This is a genomic window from Streptomyces cadmiisoli (genome assembly GCF_003261055.1).
Classification (GTDB): Bacteria; Actinomycetota; Actinomycetes; order Streptomycetales; family Streptomycetaceae; genus Streptomyces; species Streptomyces cadmiisoli.
The window spans coordinates 6,063,598-6,079,462 of sequence record NZ_CP030073.1; the positions used below are offsets into that span (position 1 = coordinate 6,063,598).

At 71.9% G+C, this 15,865-nt stretch carries 16 protein-coding genes; 5 read left to right on the top strand and 11 right to left on the bottom strand.

The genetic code is table 11. The features are described 5' to 3' along the window. Window positions 1-12: 12 nt before the first annotated feature. Window positions 13-906 carry an SGNH/GDSL hydrolase family protein gene (locus DN051_RS26460; RefSeq protein ID WP_112439631.1) on the bottom strand — a complete coding sequence of 298 codons (894 nt, stop codon included), beginning with the start codon at window positions 904-906 and terminating at the stop codon, window positions 13-15. 287 nt (window positions 907-1,193) lie between these two features. Here DN051_RS26460 and DN051_RS26465 point away from each other — a divergent pair, with 287 nt between their 5' ends. After that, window positions 1,194-1,688, top strand: a complete 495-nt coding sequence (locus DN051_RS26465) for a DUF3145 domain-containing protein (protein ID WP_053758603.1) — start codon at window positions 1,194-1,196, stop codon at window positions 1,686-1,688. A gap of 128 nt (window positions 1,689-1,816) precedes the next feature. Here the strand turns inward: DN051_RS26465 and fabF are convergent, their stop codons facing one another. The 5 genes from fabF to DN051_RS26490 all read right to left on the bottom strand — a co-directional run bounded on the left by fabF (window position 1,817) and on the right by DN051_RS26490 (window position 6,782). Then, the gene (fabF, locus tag DN051_RS26470) at window positions 1,817-3,088 is read right to left on the bottom strand and encodes a beta-ketoacyl-ACP synthase II (protein ID WP_053758602.1); all 1,272 of its coding nucleotides are present in this window, start codon (window positions 3,086-3,088) and stop codon (window positions 1,817-1,819) included. 85 nt (window positions 3,089-3,173) lie between these two features. After that, window positions 3,174-3,422: an acyl carrier protein gene (locus DN051_RS26475; protein ID WP_053758601.1), complete on the bottom strand. Its 249-nt coding sequence runs from the start codon at window positions 3,420-3,422 to the stop codon at window positions 3,174-3,176. A gap of 104 nt (window positions 3,423-3,526) precedes the next feature. Beyond that, window positions 3,527-4,528 carry a ketoacyl-ACP synthase III gene (locus tag DN051_RS26480; protein ID WP_053758600.1) on the bottom strand — a complete coding sequence of 334 codons (1,002 nt, stop codon included), beginning with the start codon at window positions 4,526-4,528 and terminating at the stop codon, window positions 3,527-3,529. Between the two features lie 23 nt (window positions 4,529-4,551). After that, window positions 4,552-5,487 carry an ACP S-malonyltransferase gene (locus DN051_RS26485; RefSeq protein WP_053758599.1) on the bottom strand — a complete coding sequence of 312 codons (936 nt, stop codon included), beginning with the start codon at window positions 5,485-5,487 and terminating at the stop codon, window positions 4,552-4,554. Between the two features lie 89 nt (window positions 5,488-5,576). Further along, entirely contained in the window at window positions 5,577-6,782 is a 1,206-nt protein-coding gene (locus DN051_RS26490; RefSeq protein ID WP_053758598.1) for a PucR family transcriptional regulator, read from the bottom strand. 73 nt (window positions 6,783-6,855) lie between these two features. Here DN051_RS26490 and DN051_RS26495 point away from each other — a divergent pair, with 73 nt between their 5' ends. Beyond that, on the top strand, window positions 6,856-7,506 hold the full coding sequence (locus tag DN051_RS26495) for a pirin family protein (protein WP_107093908.1): 651 nt from the start codon (window positions 6,856-6,858) through the stop codon (window positions 7,504-7,506). 157 nt (window positions 7,507-7,663) lie between these two features. Here the strand turns inward: DN051_RS26495 and DN051_RS26500 are convergent, their stop codons facing one another. Next, window positions 7,664-8,485, bottom strand: a complete 822-nt coding sequence (locus DN051_RS26500) for a serine hydrolase domain-containing protein (RefSeq protein WP_112439632.1) — start codon at window positions 8,483-8,485, stop codon at window positions 7,664-7,666. 136 nt (window positions 8,486-8,621) lie between these two features. Here DN051_RS26500 and DN051_RS26505 point away from each other — a divergent pair, with 136 nt between their 5' ends. After that, entirely contained in the window at window positions 8,622-9,107 is a 486-nt protein-coding gene (locus DN051_RS26505) for a MerR family transcriptional regulator (RefSeq protein ID WP_053758631.1), read from the top strand. Further along, entirely contained in the window at window positions 9,104-10,120 is a 1,017-nt protein-coding gene (locus DN051_RS26510; RefSeq protein ID WP_053758595.1) for an aldo/keto reductase, read from the top strand. The genes DN051_RS26505 and DN051_RS26510 overlap by 4 nt, the downstream gene beginning before the upstream one ends. A 20-nt stretch (window positions 10,121-10,140) precedes the next feature. Here the strand turns inward: DN051_RS26510 and DN051_RS26515 are convergent, their stop codons facing one another. From DN051_RS26515 to DN051_RS26525, 3 genes are all read right to left on the bottom strand, one after another. Beyond that, entirely contained in the window at window positions 10,141-10,992 is an 852-nt protein-coding gene (locus DN051_RS26515; RefSeq protein WP_053758594.1) for a DUF4429 domain-containing protein, read from the bottom strand. Window positions 10,993-11,059: 67 nt separating this feature from the next. After that, complete coding sequence (locus DN051_RS26520) at window positions 11,060-12,277, bottom strand: alpha/beta hydrolase (RefSeq protein WP_112439633.1); 1,218 nt, start codon at window positions 12,275-12,277, stop codon at window positions 11,060-11,062. A 78-nt stretch (window positions 12,278-12,355) separates the two neighbouring features. After that, the gene (locus DN051_RS26525) at window positions 12,356-13,006 is read right to left on the bottom strand and encodes a TetR family transcriptional regulator (protein WP_053758592.1); all 651 of its coding nucleotides are present in this window, start codon (window positions 13,004-13,006) and stop codon (window positions 12,356-12,358) included. 112 nt (window positions 13,007-13,118) lie between these two features. Between DN051_RS26525 and DN051_RS26530 the strand changes: the two genes are divergently transcribed. Next, window positions 13,119-14,738: an MFS transporter gene (locus DN051_RS26530; RefSeq protein WP_112439634.1), complete on the top strand. Its 1,620-nt coding sequence runs from the start codon at window positions 13,119-13,121 to the stop codon at window positions 14,736-14,738. Window positions 14,739-15,006: 268 nt separating this feature from the next. On the opposite strand, the gene DN051_RS26535 is transcribed toward DN051_RS26530, so the two are convergent. Beyond that, window positions 15,007-15,801: a potassium channel family protein gene (locus tag DN051_RS26535; protein ID WP_053758590.1), complete on the bottom strand. Its 795-nt coding sequence runs from the start codon at window positions 15,799-15,801 to the stop codon at window positions 15,007-15,009. Window positions 15,802-15,865 lie beyond the last annotated feature (64 nt).

Below are 15,865 nucleotides of genomic sequence, written 5' to 3' on the forward strand. Positions count from 1 at the left end.
CTAGATCGTCGGTCAGCCGTACTCCGCGGTGACGTTCCGATAAGCGATCTCCGCCAGCCGGGCCTGTCCGTTCCGGCTCGGGTGGAACCAGTCCCACTGGCTGAGCTGGGCGGTGCCGAACCGGTACTCGTAGACCGCGCCGCCGTCGAAGCGGCACCGCTCGTCCTGCGCGCAGACCTCGGCCAGCACGCTGTTGTAGTCCTCCACGCGCTGCTGCACCGTCTCCCGCCGTTCGTTGGCGGCGGCGTCCAGGGCGTCCGCGTCGCCGAGCATCGACGGGCAGATGCCCAGCTTCCACACCTGCTTGCCCAGCGGGTTCGAACGGCCCTCGGACCACAGCCGCTTCAGGTTGGGCACGCTCGCCACATACACCTGAGTCTGGGGCAAAGCCTTGCGGAGCGTGTGCAGCGCGTCCTTGAAGCCGGCCCGGAAGTCGGTGACCGTGGTCATCTGCGAAGCCGAGGCCCGGCAGGCGTCGTTCGCCCCGACCATCACCGTGACCAGCTCCGGGCGGCGGTTCGCGGCCCGCGCCATCTGCCCGGGCAGGTCCGCCATCCGGGCCCCGGTCATGGCGTGGTTCCAGCTGTGCGTGGCGGCCCGCGCACCGCCCAGCAGCCGGACGGCCAGGCTGTTCACGTCGGGGCTGCTGCCGGTCGCCCAGGAGGCCTCCGGACAGTCCGACAGCACCTCGCAGGCGTCGAAACCACGCGTGATCGAGTCGCCGACGGCCGCGACCGAGCCCGGGCTGACGTCCCATGCGGGAGTCGGCGTCGGACTGGCCCTGCGCGCCGACGAGCCGGACGGAGCCGACTCGTCACCCCCCACCGTGTCGCAGCCCGCGACGCCGAGCACGGCGGCCATGAGTACGGCGAGCAGGGCCGGTGAGCGTTCCCCGGTCTTCCGCATCCGTTGCTGATCCCCTCGGTCGTCGTGAGCCGGCCTGCGACCGTCGCCCCATGACGGTGCGACGGTCTCCCTCCAAGACAACGCGCAACGGTTCCCGTTCGCGCGGTGTGGAACGGGTCACGGCCGTACAAGCGTCCTGCCGGGTGAATGGCGGGAGTTTCCCGGCACCGGGACCGACGGTACGTCACACTCCTTGCGCCGTCGCACGGTAGCCTCGCCATCAGCGGGGCTGCCTGGTCACCACCGCCAGCCCCAGCGCATCCTGCCCGCTCTGCACGGAGGTCCCGGTGACGACACGTGGAGTTCTGTACGTGCACTCCGCGCCGCGCGCGCTGTGCCCGCATGTCGAGTGGGCCGTCGCCGGGGTGCTGGGCATTCGGGTGAACCTCGACTGGATCCGGCAGCCCGCCGCTCCCGGCACCTGGCGCTCGGAGTTCTCCTGGAAGGCCGAGCCCGGCACCGCGTCCAAGCTGGCGTCCGCGCTGCGCGGCTGGCAGATGCTGCGCTTCGAGGTCACCGCGGAGCCCTGCCCCAGCGCCGAGGGCGAGCGCTACAGCTGCACACCCGACCTGGGCATCTTCCACGCCGTCACCGGCATCCACGGCGACATCCTGATCCCCGAGGACCGGCTGCGCGCCGCCCTGGTCCGCGCCCAGCGCGGCGAGACGGACCTGGAGGCCGAGATCGCCAAGCTCCTCGGCAAGCCGTGGGACGACGAGCTGGAGCCGTTCCGGTACGCCGGCGAGGGAGCCCCGGTCCGCTGGCTGCACCAGGTCGTCTGAAAGGCCCCCAGGGGCGCGGGGAACCCCGCGCCTGGCCACGCGGCGGCCGCCCCCGGCACAGCACGCACCACGAACGTCGACGGCCCGGACCCCCACGAGGGGTCCGGGCCGTCGACGTACAGCGGGAATCAGGCCGTCCGGAACGCCAGCACCACGTTGTGGCCACCGAATCCGAACGAGTCGTTGAGGGCGGCGATACGGCCGTCCACCGGCAGCTTCCGGGCCTCGCCGCGCACCACGTCGGCGTTGGCCTCGGCCTCCGGGTCGAGGTTCTCCACGTTGATCGTCGGTGGAGCCACCCGGTGGTACAGGGCGAGCACCGTCGCGACGGTCTCGACGCCGCCCGCGCCACCCAGCAGGTGACCGGTCATCGACTTGGTGGCCGACACGGCGATGTGGTCGGTGTCGTCACCGAACACCTTGCGCAGCGCCTTCAGCTCGGCGATGTCACCGGCCGGCGTCGACGTCGCGTGCGCGTTGACGTGCACGACCTCGGCCGGGTCCAGGCCCGTGCGGTCCAGCAGGTTCTGCAGGGCCTGGGCGATGCCGCGCCCCTCCGGCTCGGGCTGCACGATGTCGTGGCTGTCCGCGGAGATGCCCTGGCCGACCGCCTCCGCGTAGACGCGCGCACCGCGTCGCTCGGCGTGCTCGGCGGACTCCAGGACGACCACGCCGGCACCCTCACCGAGGACGAAGCCGTCGCGGGCCACGTCGTACGGCCGCGAGGCGCCCTGCGGGTCGTCGTTGTTCTTGGACATCGCCATCATGTTGCCGAACGCGGCGATCGGCAGCGGGTGGATCGCCGCTTCCGTGCCACCCGCGACGACGACGTCGGCGCGGCCGGAACGAATCATCTCGATGGCGTAACCGATGGCCTCCGCACCCGAGGCGCACGCGGAGACCGGGGTGTGCACGCCGGCCCGGGCGCCCACGGCCAGTCCCACGTTCGCGGACGGGCTGTTCGGCATCAGCATCGGGACGGTGTGCGGGGAGACGCGGCGGACGCCCTTCTCCTTGAGCACGTCGTACTGGTCGAGCATGGTCGTCACGCCACCGATGCCGGAGGCGATGACCGCACCGAGCCGGTCCGGGTCGACAGTGCTGTCGTCGCCGGCCTTGGCGGTGAAACCGGCGTCGGCCCACGCCTCCTGAGCGGCGATCAGCGCGAACTGCGCCGAGCGGTCCAGACGGCGGGCCTGCGGCCGGGGAATGGACTCGGACGGCTCCACCGCGACCGGCGCGGCGATACGGACCGCCTGGTCGGCGGCCCACTCCTGCTCCAGGGGCTTGACGCCGGAACGTCCGGCGACCAGGCCCTCCCAGGTAGAGGCTGCGTCGCCACCCAGCGGTGTGATTGCGCCGATACCGGTGACGACCACGGTGCGATTGGTCGAGCTCACGGGAATTCTTTCTCCAACGGATACGAGGATTCAGCGGCGCCACCGCCGGGTGGCGGGGCCGGCAGCCCCCGGCCTAAGGGTTGGCTCAGGCCTGGTGCTGAAGGATGTAGTTGGTCGCGTCGCCCACGGTCTTGAGGTTCTTGACGTCGTCGTCCGGGATCTTGACGTCGAAGCGCTCTTCAGCGGCGACGACGACCTCGACCATGGACAGCGAGTCGACGTCCAGGTCGTCGGTGAAGGACTTGTCCAGCTGGACGTCCTCAACCGGGATGCCGGCGATCTCGTTCACGATCTCCGCGAGACCGGCGACGATCTCTTCCTGAGTGGCGGCCATGTCAGGCGCTCCTTCGTAGATGTTCCAGAGGGTTTGGCGTCCGCCGCGTGAGCGGCAGGGTGGTGCTGCGCCCGCACCGGATCGCATGATCCGGCACGGAGTGCCTAGGGGAGGGTAACGACCGTGGCGGCGTAAACGAGACCCGCCCCGAAACCGATGACGAGCGCGGTGTCGCCGCTCTTCGCCTCGCCGGTCGCCAGGAGCCGCTCCATCGCGAGCGGGATCGAGGCGGCCGAGGTGTTGCCGGTGGTGCGCACGTCACGGGCGACCGTGACGCTCTCCGGCAGCTTGAGAGTCTTCACCATCGAGTCGATGATCCGCTCATTGGCCTGATGCGGGATGAAGACGTCCAGTTCTTCCGGTGAAAGCCCGGAGGCGTCCAGCGCCTCCTTGGCGACCTTCGCCATCTCGAACACGGCCCAGCGGAAGACCGCCTGGCCCTCCTGCGTGATCGCAGGGAATCGCTCGACCTCGCCGGACCGGTAGTCGGTCCACGGCACGGTCTGCTTGATGGTCTCGGACTTGTCGCCCTCGGAGCCCCAGACCGTGGGGCCGATCCCGGGCTCGTCCGACGGGCCGACGACGACCGCGCCGGCGCCGTCACCGAACAGGAAGGCCGTCGCGCGGTCCTCCAGGTCGGTCAGGTCGCTGAGCCGCTCCACGCCGATGACCAGGACGTACTCGGCGGAGCCCTCGACGACCATGCCCTTGGCGAGGGTCAGACCGTAGCCGAAGCCCGCGCAGCCGGCCGAGATGTCGAACGCGGCGGCCTTGGCCGTGCCCAGCTTGTCGGCGATCTCGGTGGCCACGGCCGGGGTCTGCTTGAAGTGGGTCACGGTCGAGACGATCACCGCGCCGATCTGCTCGGCGGTGATCCCGGCGTCGGCGATCGCCTTGCCGGAGGCCTCGACCGACATCGCGGCGACGGTCTCCTCGTCGCCCGCCCAGTGCCGGGTCTCGATGCCGGAACGCGAGCGGATCCACTCGTCGGACGAGTCGATCTTCTCCAGGATCACCTCGTTCGGCACGACTCGGGTGGGACGGTAACCGCCCACGCCGAGGATGCGCGCGTACGGGGCACCCTTGCTGGGCTTGATCTTCGGCATTCGGTCGGGCTCCTTAGGGAGGCTCAGGAGTGCTCTGCGGCGAGCTCGCGGGCCGCGTCGAGGTCGTCGGGGGTCTTCAGGGCCAGCGTCTTGACGCCGGGCAGGGCACGCTTGGCGAGGCCGGTGAGCGTACCGCCGGGGCAGACCTCGATCAGCGCGGTGACACCGAGCTCCTGGAAGGTCTCCATGCACAGGTCCCAGCGGACCGGGTTGGCGACCTGGCCGACCAGCCGCTCCAGGACCTCGGCACCGGTGGCGACCGCCTGCCCGTCCTTGTTCGAGACGTAGGTGACCTTGGGGTCGGCCGGGGTGAGCGCCCTGGCGGCCTCCGCCAGCGTGTCGACCGCGGGCGCCATGTGGTGGGTGTGGAACGCGCCGGCCACCTTCAGCGGGACGACCTTGCGGACGCCCTCGGGCTTGTCCTCGTTCAGCGCGGCGAGCTGCTCCAGCGTGCCCGCGGCCACGATCTGACCCGCACCGTTGACGTTCGCCGGGGTCAGGCCCAGCTTCTCCAGGTGCGCGACGGACACCTCCGGGTCACCGCCGAGCAGCGCGGACATCCCGGTCGCGGTGACGGCGGCGGCCCCGGCCATGGCCTGGCCGCGCCGGCGCACGAGGGTCAGCGCGGCGGTGTCGTCGAGGATGCCGGCGAACGCGGCGGCGGTGATCTCGCCGACGCTGTGGCCGGCCACCACGGACGGGGCGCCGGCCGCGTCGACGGCGAGCGGGTGGGCACCCAGTGCCGTGGCCGAGAGGATCCCGGCGGCGACGAGCAGCGGCTGCGCCACGGCGGTGTCACGGATCTCGTCCGCGTCGGCCTTCGTGCCGTAGTGGGTGAGGTCCAGTCCGACGGCGTCCGACCACGCGGCGACGCGTTCGGCGGCACCGGGCAGTTCGAGCCAGGGGGTCAGGAAGCCGGGCGTCTGGGCGCCCTGGCCGGGAGCGACGAGTACGAGCACTCTCACACTCTCTCTTGGGGACGGGCACGGCCGCCCGTGGGGACAAGGACGAAGAACACGGAGGGGTTTTGTGGGCCCCCGACAAAAGCCTAGGGTTGGGTGTCCCCATCGGCCAGACGCCCCAGAATCAGCGCGATGCGCAGCGTGAACGCGGACCGCACATCGGAGGGCGACCAGCCGGTGACGTCAGTCACACGTCGAAGCCGGTAGCGCACGGTGTTGGGATGCACGAACAGCATCCGGGCGGCCCCTTCGAGGCTGCTCGCCTGTTCCAGATAGACGCTGAGCGTCTCCAGCAGCGCCGAGCCGGCTTCCTCCAGCGGTCTGTAGATCTCCTCCACCAGTTGCTCACGCGCACCGGGGTCCCCGGCCATCGCGCGCTCCGGAAGCAGATCGTCCGCCAGTACCGGCCGCGGTGCGTCCTGCCAGGCGGAACACGCCTTGAGCCCGGCGGCGGCGGCCTGCGCGGACCGGGTCGCGGCCAGCAGGTCGGGCACGATCGGCCCGGCGACGACGGGACCCGCGGCGAACGGCCCGATCAGCGACCTGGCGACGGCGAGCGGATTGTCGCTGCCTCCCGCGATCACCACCAGCCGGTCCCCGAGCACACCCGTCAGCACCTGGAGCTTGGCGTGCCGTGCCGCCCGCCGGATGGCCTCCACGGTCAGCTCGGAGTCACCCTCGGGCGCGGTGCCCAGCACCACGCACACATGCTCGGGCGCGTTCCAGCCGAGCGCGGCGGCCCGTGACACGGCGCCCTCGTCGGCCTCGCCGCTGAGCACGGCGTTCACGACCAGGGACTCCAGCCGGGCGTCCCACGCCCCGCGTGCCTCGGCGGCCTGGGCGTAGACCTGGGCGGTGGCGAAGGCGATCTCCCGCGCGTACACCAGCAGCGCCTCCCGCAGGATCGACTCGTCGCCGGGGGCGGCGACCTCGTCGATCGCGCTCTCCATGACCTCGATCGTGGTGCGCACCATCTCGACGGTCTGCCGCAGCGTGATGGCCCTGGTCAGCTCGCGGGGCGCGGTGCCGAAGACATCGGTGGAGATGGCCTGCGGGGCGTCGGGGCGGCGGAACCACTCGGTGAACGCGGCGATACCGGCCTGAGCGACGAGCCCGATCCAGGAGCGGTTCTCCGGTGGCATGGCCCGGTACCAGGACAGCGTCTCGTCCATCCGCGCGATGGCCTGGGCGGCGAGACTGCCGGAGGACTTCTCCAGCCGCTTCAGGGTCGCGGCGTGCGGGTGCACGCCGAGGGCGGCGGCGTCGGTGTGACTGGCTTCGGGTTCGGGCACGGGGACAAGACTGCCTCATCCGGACGCCTGTGCGCGCCGCCGGGTCGGGGGTGACGTCTACGGTGGGTGCGTGATGGACGTACGGCGCGCTGACGAGCGCTATCGCGGAGGCGACCCGGAGGCCGGGATCGAGTCGCGTCACGCCTTCTCCTTCGGGCCGCACTACGACCCCGGCAACCTCCGTTTCGGCGCGCTGATCGCCTGCAACGAGGAGCGGCTCGCCCCCGGCGCCGGCTTCGGTGAGCATCCGCACAGCCACACCGAGATCGTCACCTGGGTCGCCGAGGGCGAGCTGACCCACCGCGACCCGGCGGGCCACGAGACGGTCGTCCGCCCCGGCGACGTGCAGCGGCTCAGTTCGGCGTCCGGCGTCCGGCACGTCGAGCGCAACGGCAGCGAGACCACGCTGACCTTCGTGCAGATGTGGCTGGCCCCGCTGTCCCCGGGCGGCGACCCGGCGTACGAGATCGTGCGCGGCATCGCCGACGCGACGCCCTACGCGGTTCCGGAGGCGGGCGCGATGCTGCACGTCCGCCGGCTCGGTCCGGGCGAGCGGACCGCGGTCCCGGACGCCCGGTACGTCTACGTCCATGTGGTCCGCGGCGAAGTCGCCCTGGACGGCGAGCCGCTGGGGTCGGGCGACGCGGCCCGCGTCACGGACGCCGACGGCTTGGAGGCGGTGGGCGTCACGGCGGCCGAGCTGCTGCTCTGGGAGATGGCCTAGGCCCGGGGCGCCACGGGGCGCGTCCGGCACCGCGTGCCGTCGCCCGCGCGGCGGCTCTCGGCCGCTGACGCGTGCACGGCGTCGCGTGGTGGCCGGAACCGCCGGTCGGAGCCCGGCGTCGCCCGTCCGCCGTCCCGCGCCGGTGCGGCGGGCGGTGTCAGCCGCGCACCTCTGCGAGCACCCCGTCCGTGAACACCGGCCACGCCTCGACCGCCCACGCCCCGAACGCACGGTCGCTCAGCGCCACGCACGACACCCCCGCGTCGGGATCGACCCACAGGAACGTCCCCGACTGCCCGAAGTGCCCGAACGTGCGCGGTGACGACGAACCGCCAGTCCAGTGCGGCGACTTCGCGCCCCGGATCTCGAAGCCGAGCCCCCAGTCGTTCGGACTCTGGTGCCCGTAGCCCGGGAGCACCCCCTTCGTGCCCGGGTACTGCACGGTCGTCGCCGAGGCCACCGTCCGCGCGTCCAGCAGGCGCGGCGCCTGCACCTCCGCGGCGAACCGCAGCAGGTCGTCCACCGTCGACACCCCGTCCTTCGCCGGGGACCCGTCCAGCGAGGTGGACGCCATGCCCAGCGGCTCCAGCACCGCCTGCCGCAGGTACTCCGCGAAGGGAATGTCGGTCGCCTTGGCCACATGGTCCCCGAGCTGCTCGAACCCGGCGTTGGAGTACAGCCGCCGCTGCCCGGGTGCGGCCGTCACCCGGTGCTCGTCGAAGGCCAGCCCGGAGGTGTGCGCGAGCAGATGGCGGACCGTCGAGCCGGGCGGCCCGGCCGGTTCGTCGAGGTCGACCGCCCCTTCCTCGTACGCGACGAGCACGGCGTACGCGGCGAGCGGCTTGGTGACCGAGGCCAGCGCGAACCGCTGTCCGGCCGGGCCGTGCCGGCCCAGGACCGTGCCGTCGGACCGTACGACACCCGCCGCGGCGGAGGGCACGGGCCAGTTCTCGATCGACGCCAGGCTGTTCAAGGACATGCCGTCGAGCTTAGGCGCCCCGTTCCGCGGGTCGTCTCCGGGTGCCGCACCGGTCCTGCGGCGGCCACGGTGTCCTGCCGATTTCTTACCTTCCGCGCTTGCCTGGAGCGCACTCCAAGGTCATAGCGTGGAGGTCATGACGGTGATGCAGACCACGGCAGCAGCCACCGAACAAGACCTCACCCGAGGGGACGACTGCTCGGCCCCACCGCGCCGGCGCCCCCGCCCCGACGGCCAGGACCGGTACACGATCAGCGAGGTCGTCGCCTTCACCGGTCTGTCGGCCCACACCCTGCGCTGGTACGAGCGGATCGGCCTGATGTCCCACATCGATCGCTCCCACACCGGCCAGCGCCGCTACAGCAACCGCGACCTCGACTGGCTCGACCTCGTCGGCAAGCTGCGGCTGACCGGCATGCCGGTCGCCGACATGGTCCGCTACGCGGAGCTGGTGCGGGAGGGCGACGACACCTACGGCGAGCGGCGCGCACTGCTGGAGCGGACCCGCCGGGACGTACTGACCCGGATCGCGGAACTCCAGGACACGCTCGCCGTGCTCGACCGGAAGATCGGTTTCTACACGGGCGCCGACCACGTCCGGGAAGCGGAGGCGACCCGATGACCGACAGCAGGATCCCGACGGTACGGCTCGGCGACGGCGGCCCCGTCGTCGGTGTGCAGGGCCTCGGCTGCATGGGCATGAGCTTCGCGTACGGACCCACGGACCTGGCGCAGGCCCGGGCGACCCTGGAGCGGGCGCTGGAGCTGGGCGTGACGCTGTACGACACGGCGGACGCCTACGGGGACGGCGACAACGAACGGTTCCTGTCGCCGTTCTTCAAGGCGCACCGGGACGAGGTGGTCGTCGCGACCAAGTTCGCCCTGGCGATCCCGCCGGACGAACCGGAGCGGCGGATCATCCGCAACGACCCGCCGTACATCCGGCGGGCCGTGGAGGCCAGTCTGCGGCGCCTGGACGTCGAGGTGATCGACCTCTACTACATGCACCGCCGCGACGTGGACGTGCCGATCGAGGAGACCGTCGGCACCATGGCCGACCTGGTCCGCGAGGGCAAGGTCAAGCACCTCGGGCTGAGCGAGGTCACCGGCGGTGAGCTGCGGGCCGCGCAGGCCGTGCATCCCGTGGCCGCCGTGCAGTCGGAGTGGTCGCTGTTCAGCCGGGACATCGAGACCGGTGTGGTGCCGGCCGCCCGGGAGCTGGGCGTGGCCCTGGTGCCGTACTCGCCGCTGGGCCGGGGTTTCCTCACGGGCTCCTTCACCAGCGCGGACAAGGAGCTCACGGCCGACGACTTCCGCCGCCAGCAGCCGCGCTTCACCGGCGACAACGCCGCGGCCAACGCCGTTCTGCTGGAACCGGTCCGCGCGGTCGCCGAGCGTCATGGCGCGACCCTCGGCCAGATCGCGCTGGCCTGGGCCCAGCAGCAGGCGGTGGTCCACGGCCTGACCGTGGTGCCGATCCCGGGCACCCGCACTCCGGCCCGCGTCGAGGAGAACGCCGCCGCCACCCGCATCGTGCTCGGCGACGACGACCTCGCGCTGCTGGAGCCCCTCGCCGCGGAGGTCTCGGGCGACCGCTACGCGGACATGACGTTCACCTCCGCCGGGCGGGAGTGAGCGGCGTCCCCCGCGGCGCGCTACAGCTCCGCGAGGAGTTCCGCCTTCTTCGCGGAGAACTCGTCGTCGGTGACCAGCCCGGCCCGGTGCAGTTCGCCGAGATGCCGGATGCGCTCCGCGATGTCGGCCGGGTCGCGCCGCGGCGCGGCGGCCGGCACCGGCGCGGCGGCCGGCCCCGCGGCGCGCACCGCGGCCAGCACCGCCGCGGCGAACGGCAGCGACTCGTGCACCGGCCCGTACCCCAGTCCGAACACCACGGCCGCCGGGTCCTGGTCGGCCTGCGCGGGCTGGTCGTGCGCGTCCCGCCGCAGCAGCCGCAGATGTCCCTCGAAGACCTCCGGTGACCGCCACTCGACCCCGCTGAGGTCGGCGACGGCGAACTTCTGGTCGCCGGCCTTCCACTTCGCCGTCGAGGCGCCGGTCCAGAACCAGCGGAAGGCCACGGACGTCCCGTCGAAGGACGCCTTCGCGTCGTACGCCTTGAAGTGCAGCGGTGTCTCGGGCGCGGGCACGAGGTGGCGCTCGGCGGGGCCCGACTCGGTGAGCAGGGCGCGCAGTTCGTCGGCGTAGTACTCGGCCAGCGTCTCGCGTTCGGCCGGGAGCACCAGCCGGTAGGGGTCGCTGCTCTCCTTGAGCTGGCCCGCGCCCGCCTCGATCAGCGGATCCGCTCCCGGCCGCGGCTCGGCGCGCAGTACGACGGTGCCGCGCCGGCCGGGGGCGAGCGTGACTCCCTGCAGGGCCGCCAGCGGCACACGGCGCTCACCGAGCGCCTGGAACAGCTTGGGTGTTCGAATCCCCCGTTCGTAGCGGATGAGCACGGAGTCGGACTCGAACTCCCAGGCAGCATGAAATCCGGCCAGCACGTCACCCATGCGGCTCATCGTATGCGGCACGAGCTCTTTCGTCCCCTCCCTGCGCGGACCGCGGTTTCTTGCGTCTCTACGCGCGTCCGACGGCAGTGGTGTCGGACAAACCCGCCCGGCACGTGCCGGCTTTGTCGGCGCAGTGCACCGCGGAGTACGAGCCAACTCCGATCTCGGCGAAGTTGGCCAGGCTCTGCGTTCCCGGTTCGAAGTAGCCGGCGTGGCCGTGGGCGCCCCGGGTCGACAGCACCCGCGCGCCGAACGCCGTCGACACCGGGTCGGCGCCGTGGCCGAGGCCGCCGAACTCCAGGTTCGGCACGTCCTCGATCCAGTCGTCGGCGTCCCGCATCGCCCACACCCGGGCCGAGGTGCGCAGGTGCGCGGCCTTCGCCACCCGCATCCCGGGGCTTCCCGCCACCGCTATGTCGGCCACCCGGCCGGGCAGCCGCTGCGCGGCCACCCCGCACACCACGGAGCCGTAGCTGTGGCAGAACAGCGAGACCGGCGCCCGGCCCGGCAGCGCGCGCACCAGCTCGTTCAGCCGGACCGCGCCGTTCTCGGCCCGCATCACGGTGGCGGCGTCCATGCCGATACCGCTCGGCGCGGTGTAGTCGGCCCAGGCGATCACGGCCGTCCGCGTGGCCGGGCCGGCCGCGCGCTCGGCCGCGTACAGGGATTTCGCCATGCCGACCGGCGCGGCGTATCTGCGGTTGGTGCGCTGGAAGGTGAGCAGGTCGGTGTCGACGCCGGGGACGACGACGGAGATCCGCTCGGCCTTCGTGAGATTGCCGAACACCTCGGCGATCCGGCCCGAACCCTCGGGGTCGAAGGCGAGGATGTGCCGGCCGGGGCGCATCAGGGTGCCGAGGCGGTGCATACGACGGCCCGCCTCCTGCTGTCCGGTGACACTCAGTCGGCTGTCGTGCATGCGTTCGCGTTCGATGTCGCGGGCCTGGCCGAGCGCGATCCGGTTGGCCTGGTAACGCAGCCGTACGGGCGCGCCGTTCATGTTGCCGACCGCCAGCGGGTAGCGGTGCGCGAGGTGTTCGCGCTGCTGGTCGGTGAGCGAGGCGAAGAAGCGGGCCAGCCGGGCGGGGGCGGTGTCCGGGTCGGGCAGCCGGTGCCCGTCCAGACGTCCGTGCTGCCAGTCGGAGAGGGAGGCCTGGAGCGCCGATTCGGAACGGTGGCTGCGCAGCGCCGTCCAGCCGGTGGTCGCCAGCATCACGAACACGACGGCCAGCGCGAGCAGTGCGCGCCAGACGCTGAGCGAGGGGGAGGTGTCGAAGGAAGTCACTGGGAGGACACACTAGGAGAACGGGAGGGTCTCGCGTGAAACGAGTGACGCGGATCACGTTTGGGTAAAGAGGCTTGATCAGCGCTCCGGCCAGTTCCCCGCCAGCGCGGGTCCCACCTGGTCGAGGTAGGTCGCCATCAGCGCGCGCATCGCGTCCAGGCTGTGGTCCGGTCCGGCGCTCCATCGCCGCTCGGTGACCCGGATCACCCCGCCGAATATCGCCACGATCAGACGCGGGCGTGGATCGGTGTCGACGTCCAGGCCCTCGCGCTCGGCCAGCAGCCGCGCGATCTCCTCCTCCGTGTCCACCGAACGGCGCAGATGGGCCGCGAGCAGGACGGGCGTCGACTCGATCACCCGGTACATCCGCAGATACAGCTCGATCGGGATGACGTCCTCGATGGCCTCGTTCATCCGGTCCCAGTTGTCCAGCACGGCGCGCCGCATGGCCTCCATCGGCGGCTCGTGCGGCGGGCGGGCGGCGAGCGCCTCGGCGAAGTGCGCCACCGACAGCTTCTGGAGGGCGAGGGCGGCGTCCTCCTTGCCGGAGAAGTAGCGGAAGAAGGTGCGTTGCGAGACGTCGACGGCCGCGGCGATCTCGTCGACCGTCGTCCGGTCGTATCCCTGGGTGGTGAACAGCTCGACCGCGGCGCGCAGCAGCGCGTCCCGGGTCCGCTGCTTCTTCCGCTCGCGCAGTCCGGGCCGTGCCGTGTCCGCTGTGTCCCTCAAGGTCTCTCCTCCGAACTGTTTGGCCAGTTCAGGCTATATGGGAGTGACGTGACAGTTACCGACTTGTGAATTGGTTTGTCAACTGTCAGAGACTGACACTAGTCTCGAACACATGACTAGTCAGACCACCATCGACGCGACGGGGTCGGGGGACAAGGCACCGTCGGCCCCGTCGGATCGGGCGCCGGCCAAGGGCCTGCGCGGCCACCCCTGGTTCACCCTGATAACCGTCGCCGTGGGCGTCATGATGGTGGCCCTGGACGGCACCATCGTGGCCATCGCCAACCCGGCCATCGCCACGGACCTCAAGGCCAGCTGGGCCGAGGTGCAATGGATCACCAACGCCTACTTCCTCGCCCTCGCGGTCTCCCTGATCACCGCGGGCAAGCTCGGTGACCGCTTCGGGCACCGGCAGACCTTCCTCGTCGGCGTCGTCGGCTTCGCCGCCGCCTCCGGGGCCATCGGCCTGTCCGACAGCATCGCCGCGGTGATCACCTTCCGCGTGGGACAGGGCCTGTTCGGCGCCCTGCTGATGCCGGCCGCGCTCGGTCTGCTGCGCGCCACCTTCCCGGCCGAGAAGCTCAACATGGCGATCGGCATCTGGGGCATGGTCATCGGTGCCTCGACGGCGGGCGGCCCGATCCTCGGCGGTGTGCTGGTCGAGCACGTCAGCTGGCAGTCGGTCTTCTACATCAACGTGCCGGTCGGCGTCCTCGCCCTGGTCATGGGTCTGCTGATCCTCAACGACCACCGCGCGAAGAACGCGCCGCGCTCCTTCGACCTGCTCGGCATCGGCCTGCTGTCCGGCGCGATGTTCTGCCTGGTCTGGGCGCTCATCAAGGCTCCCGAGTGGGGCTGGGGCGCCGGCCGGACCTGGGCGTTCCTCACCGTGTCGGTGCTGGCCTTCACCGTCTGGGCCCTGTGGGAGAAGAAGGTGCGCGAGCCCCTGATCCCGCTCGGCCTGTTCCGCTCGGTGGCGCTGTCGGCGGGTGTGGTGCTGATGGTCCTGATGGCCATCGCGTTCATGGGTGGTCTGTTCTTCGTGACGTTCTACCTCCAGAACGTGCACGGGATGAAGCCCGTCGACGCCGGTCTGCACCTGCTGCCGCTGACCGGCATGATGATCGTCGGCTCCCCGCTCGCCGGCGCGATGATCACCAAGTTCGGCCCGCGCGTGCCGCTGGCGGGCGGTATGGCGGTCACCGCGATCGCCATGTTCGGCATGTCCACGCTGGAGACGGACACCGGCAGCGGCGTCATGTCGGTCTGGTTCGCCCTGCTCGGCCTCGGCCTCGCGCCGGTCATGGTCGGCGCCACCGAGGTCATCGTGGGCAACGCGCCGATGGAGCTGTCCGGCGTGGCCGGTGGCCTCCAGCAGGCCGCGATGCAGATCGGCGGCAGCCTCGGCACGGCCGTACTGGGCGCCGTCATGGCCTCCAAGGTCGACGGCGACCTCCCCGGGAACTGGGCCGACGCGGGCCTTCCGGGGCTGACCCCGGCCCAGGAGGCGCAGGCCGCGGAGGCCGTCCAGCAGGGCGTGCCCCCGATCGCGCCGGGCACCCCGGACGCCGTCGCCGCGAAGATCACGGACATCGCGCACCAGACGTTCATCTCCGGCATGAGCCTGGCGTGTCTGGTGGCCGCCGCGGTCGCCGCGGTGGCGGTCCTCGTCGCCTTCCTCACCAAGCGGGGCGAGAACGCCGACGCGGCCGCGGGCGCGGCCCACATCTGACGCAGGGACAACAGGGGCCTCCTCGGCCCCTGTTTCCCCCATCAGAGTGACATCGGCGAAGATTCCTCCCGCCCGGCAGGCACCCCGGTTCAGAGTGGCTGGGGCCCTCGGTACGGCATGTTCCCACGGCACGTTTCGTACGGCGGCGAGGGCGGACCGGGGCTGCGGCGCGCCGCTGGAGGGGGGTGGCGCGCGGCAGACCGGAGCCTTGGACGACACTCCCGGAGCCTTCGCGGACACCGCCCGCGGCACACCGGCGGCCCGCCGCTCAGTGCCGCTGCTCGTCCACCGGCTGCGGCAGGACCGGCACCGGCCGCGCCAGCGGCGGACGCGCCACTCCCGCGGCGGACAGCGCGGCGACCTCGGCCCGCAGGGCACGGACCTCCTCGGTCAGCGACGCGATCGCCTCGGTCTGCCGCCGTTCCTCCTCGTCGTCCATCTGGAACCGGGCGATGAACCACGCGGCGATGTTCGCGGTGACCACACCGAGCAGGGCGATCCCCGACAGCATCAGCCCCACCGCGAGCAGCCGCCCCACGCCCGTGGTCGGGGCGTGATCGCCGTACCCCACGGTCGTCATCGTGGTGAACGACCACCACACCGCGTCCCCCAGGGTGCGGATGTTCCCGTCCGGCGCCTCCCGTTCCACGGACAGCACGGCCAGGGATCCGAACATCAGCAGCCCGACGACGGTCCCGGCGACATAGGTCGTCAGCCGGACCTGCGAGGCCATCCGCGCCCGCCGTCCCACCAGCAGCAGCGTCGAGACCAGTCGCAGCAGCCGCAACGGCTGGATCAGCGGCAGGACCACCGCGCACAGGTCGAGCCAGTTCCGCCGGACGAACGTCCGGCGGTCGGGCGCCAGCGCCAGCCGGACCAGGTAGTCCACCGCGAACGCGCCCCACACCACCCACTCGGTGACCAGGCAGGCGAGCGTCACCGGCCGGCTCGCCGACGCGTCCACGATCGGCACGGCGAAGGCCACGGCGAACAGCACGGCCAGCGCCAGCAGTGGTCGTTGGGCGCGCCGTTCCCACCGGGCCTGCGCGGATTGCACCTTCATGCCCGCATCGTAAGGAACGTACCGGCCGGCCGGACGCGGCAGGGCGGCGGAGCCGTGCGGCCCC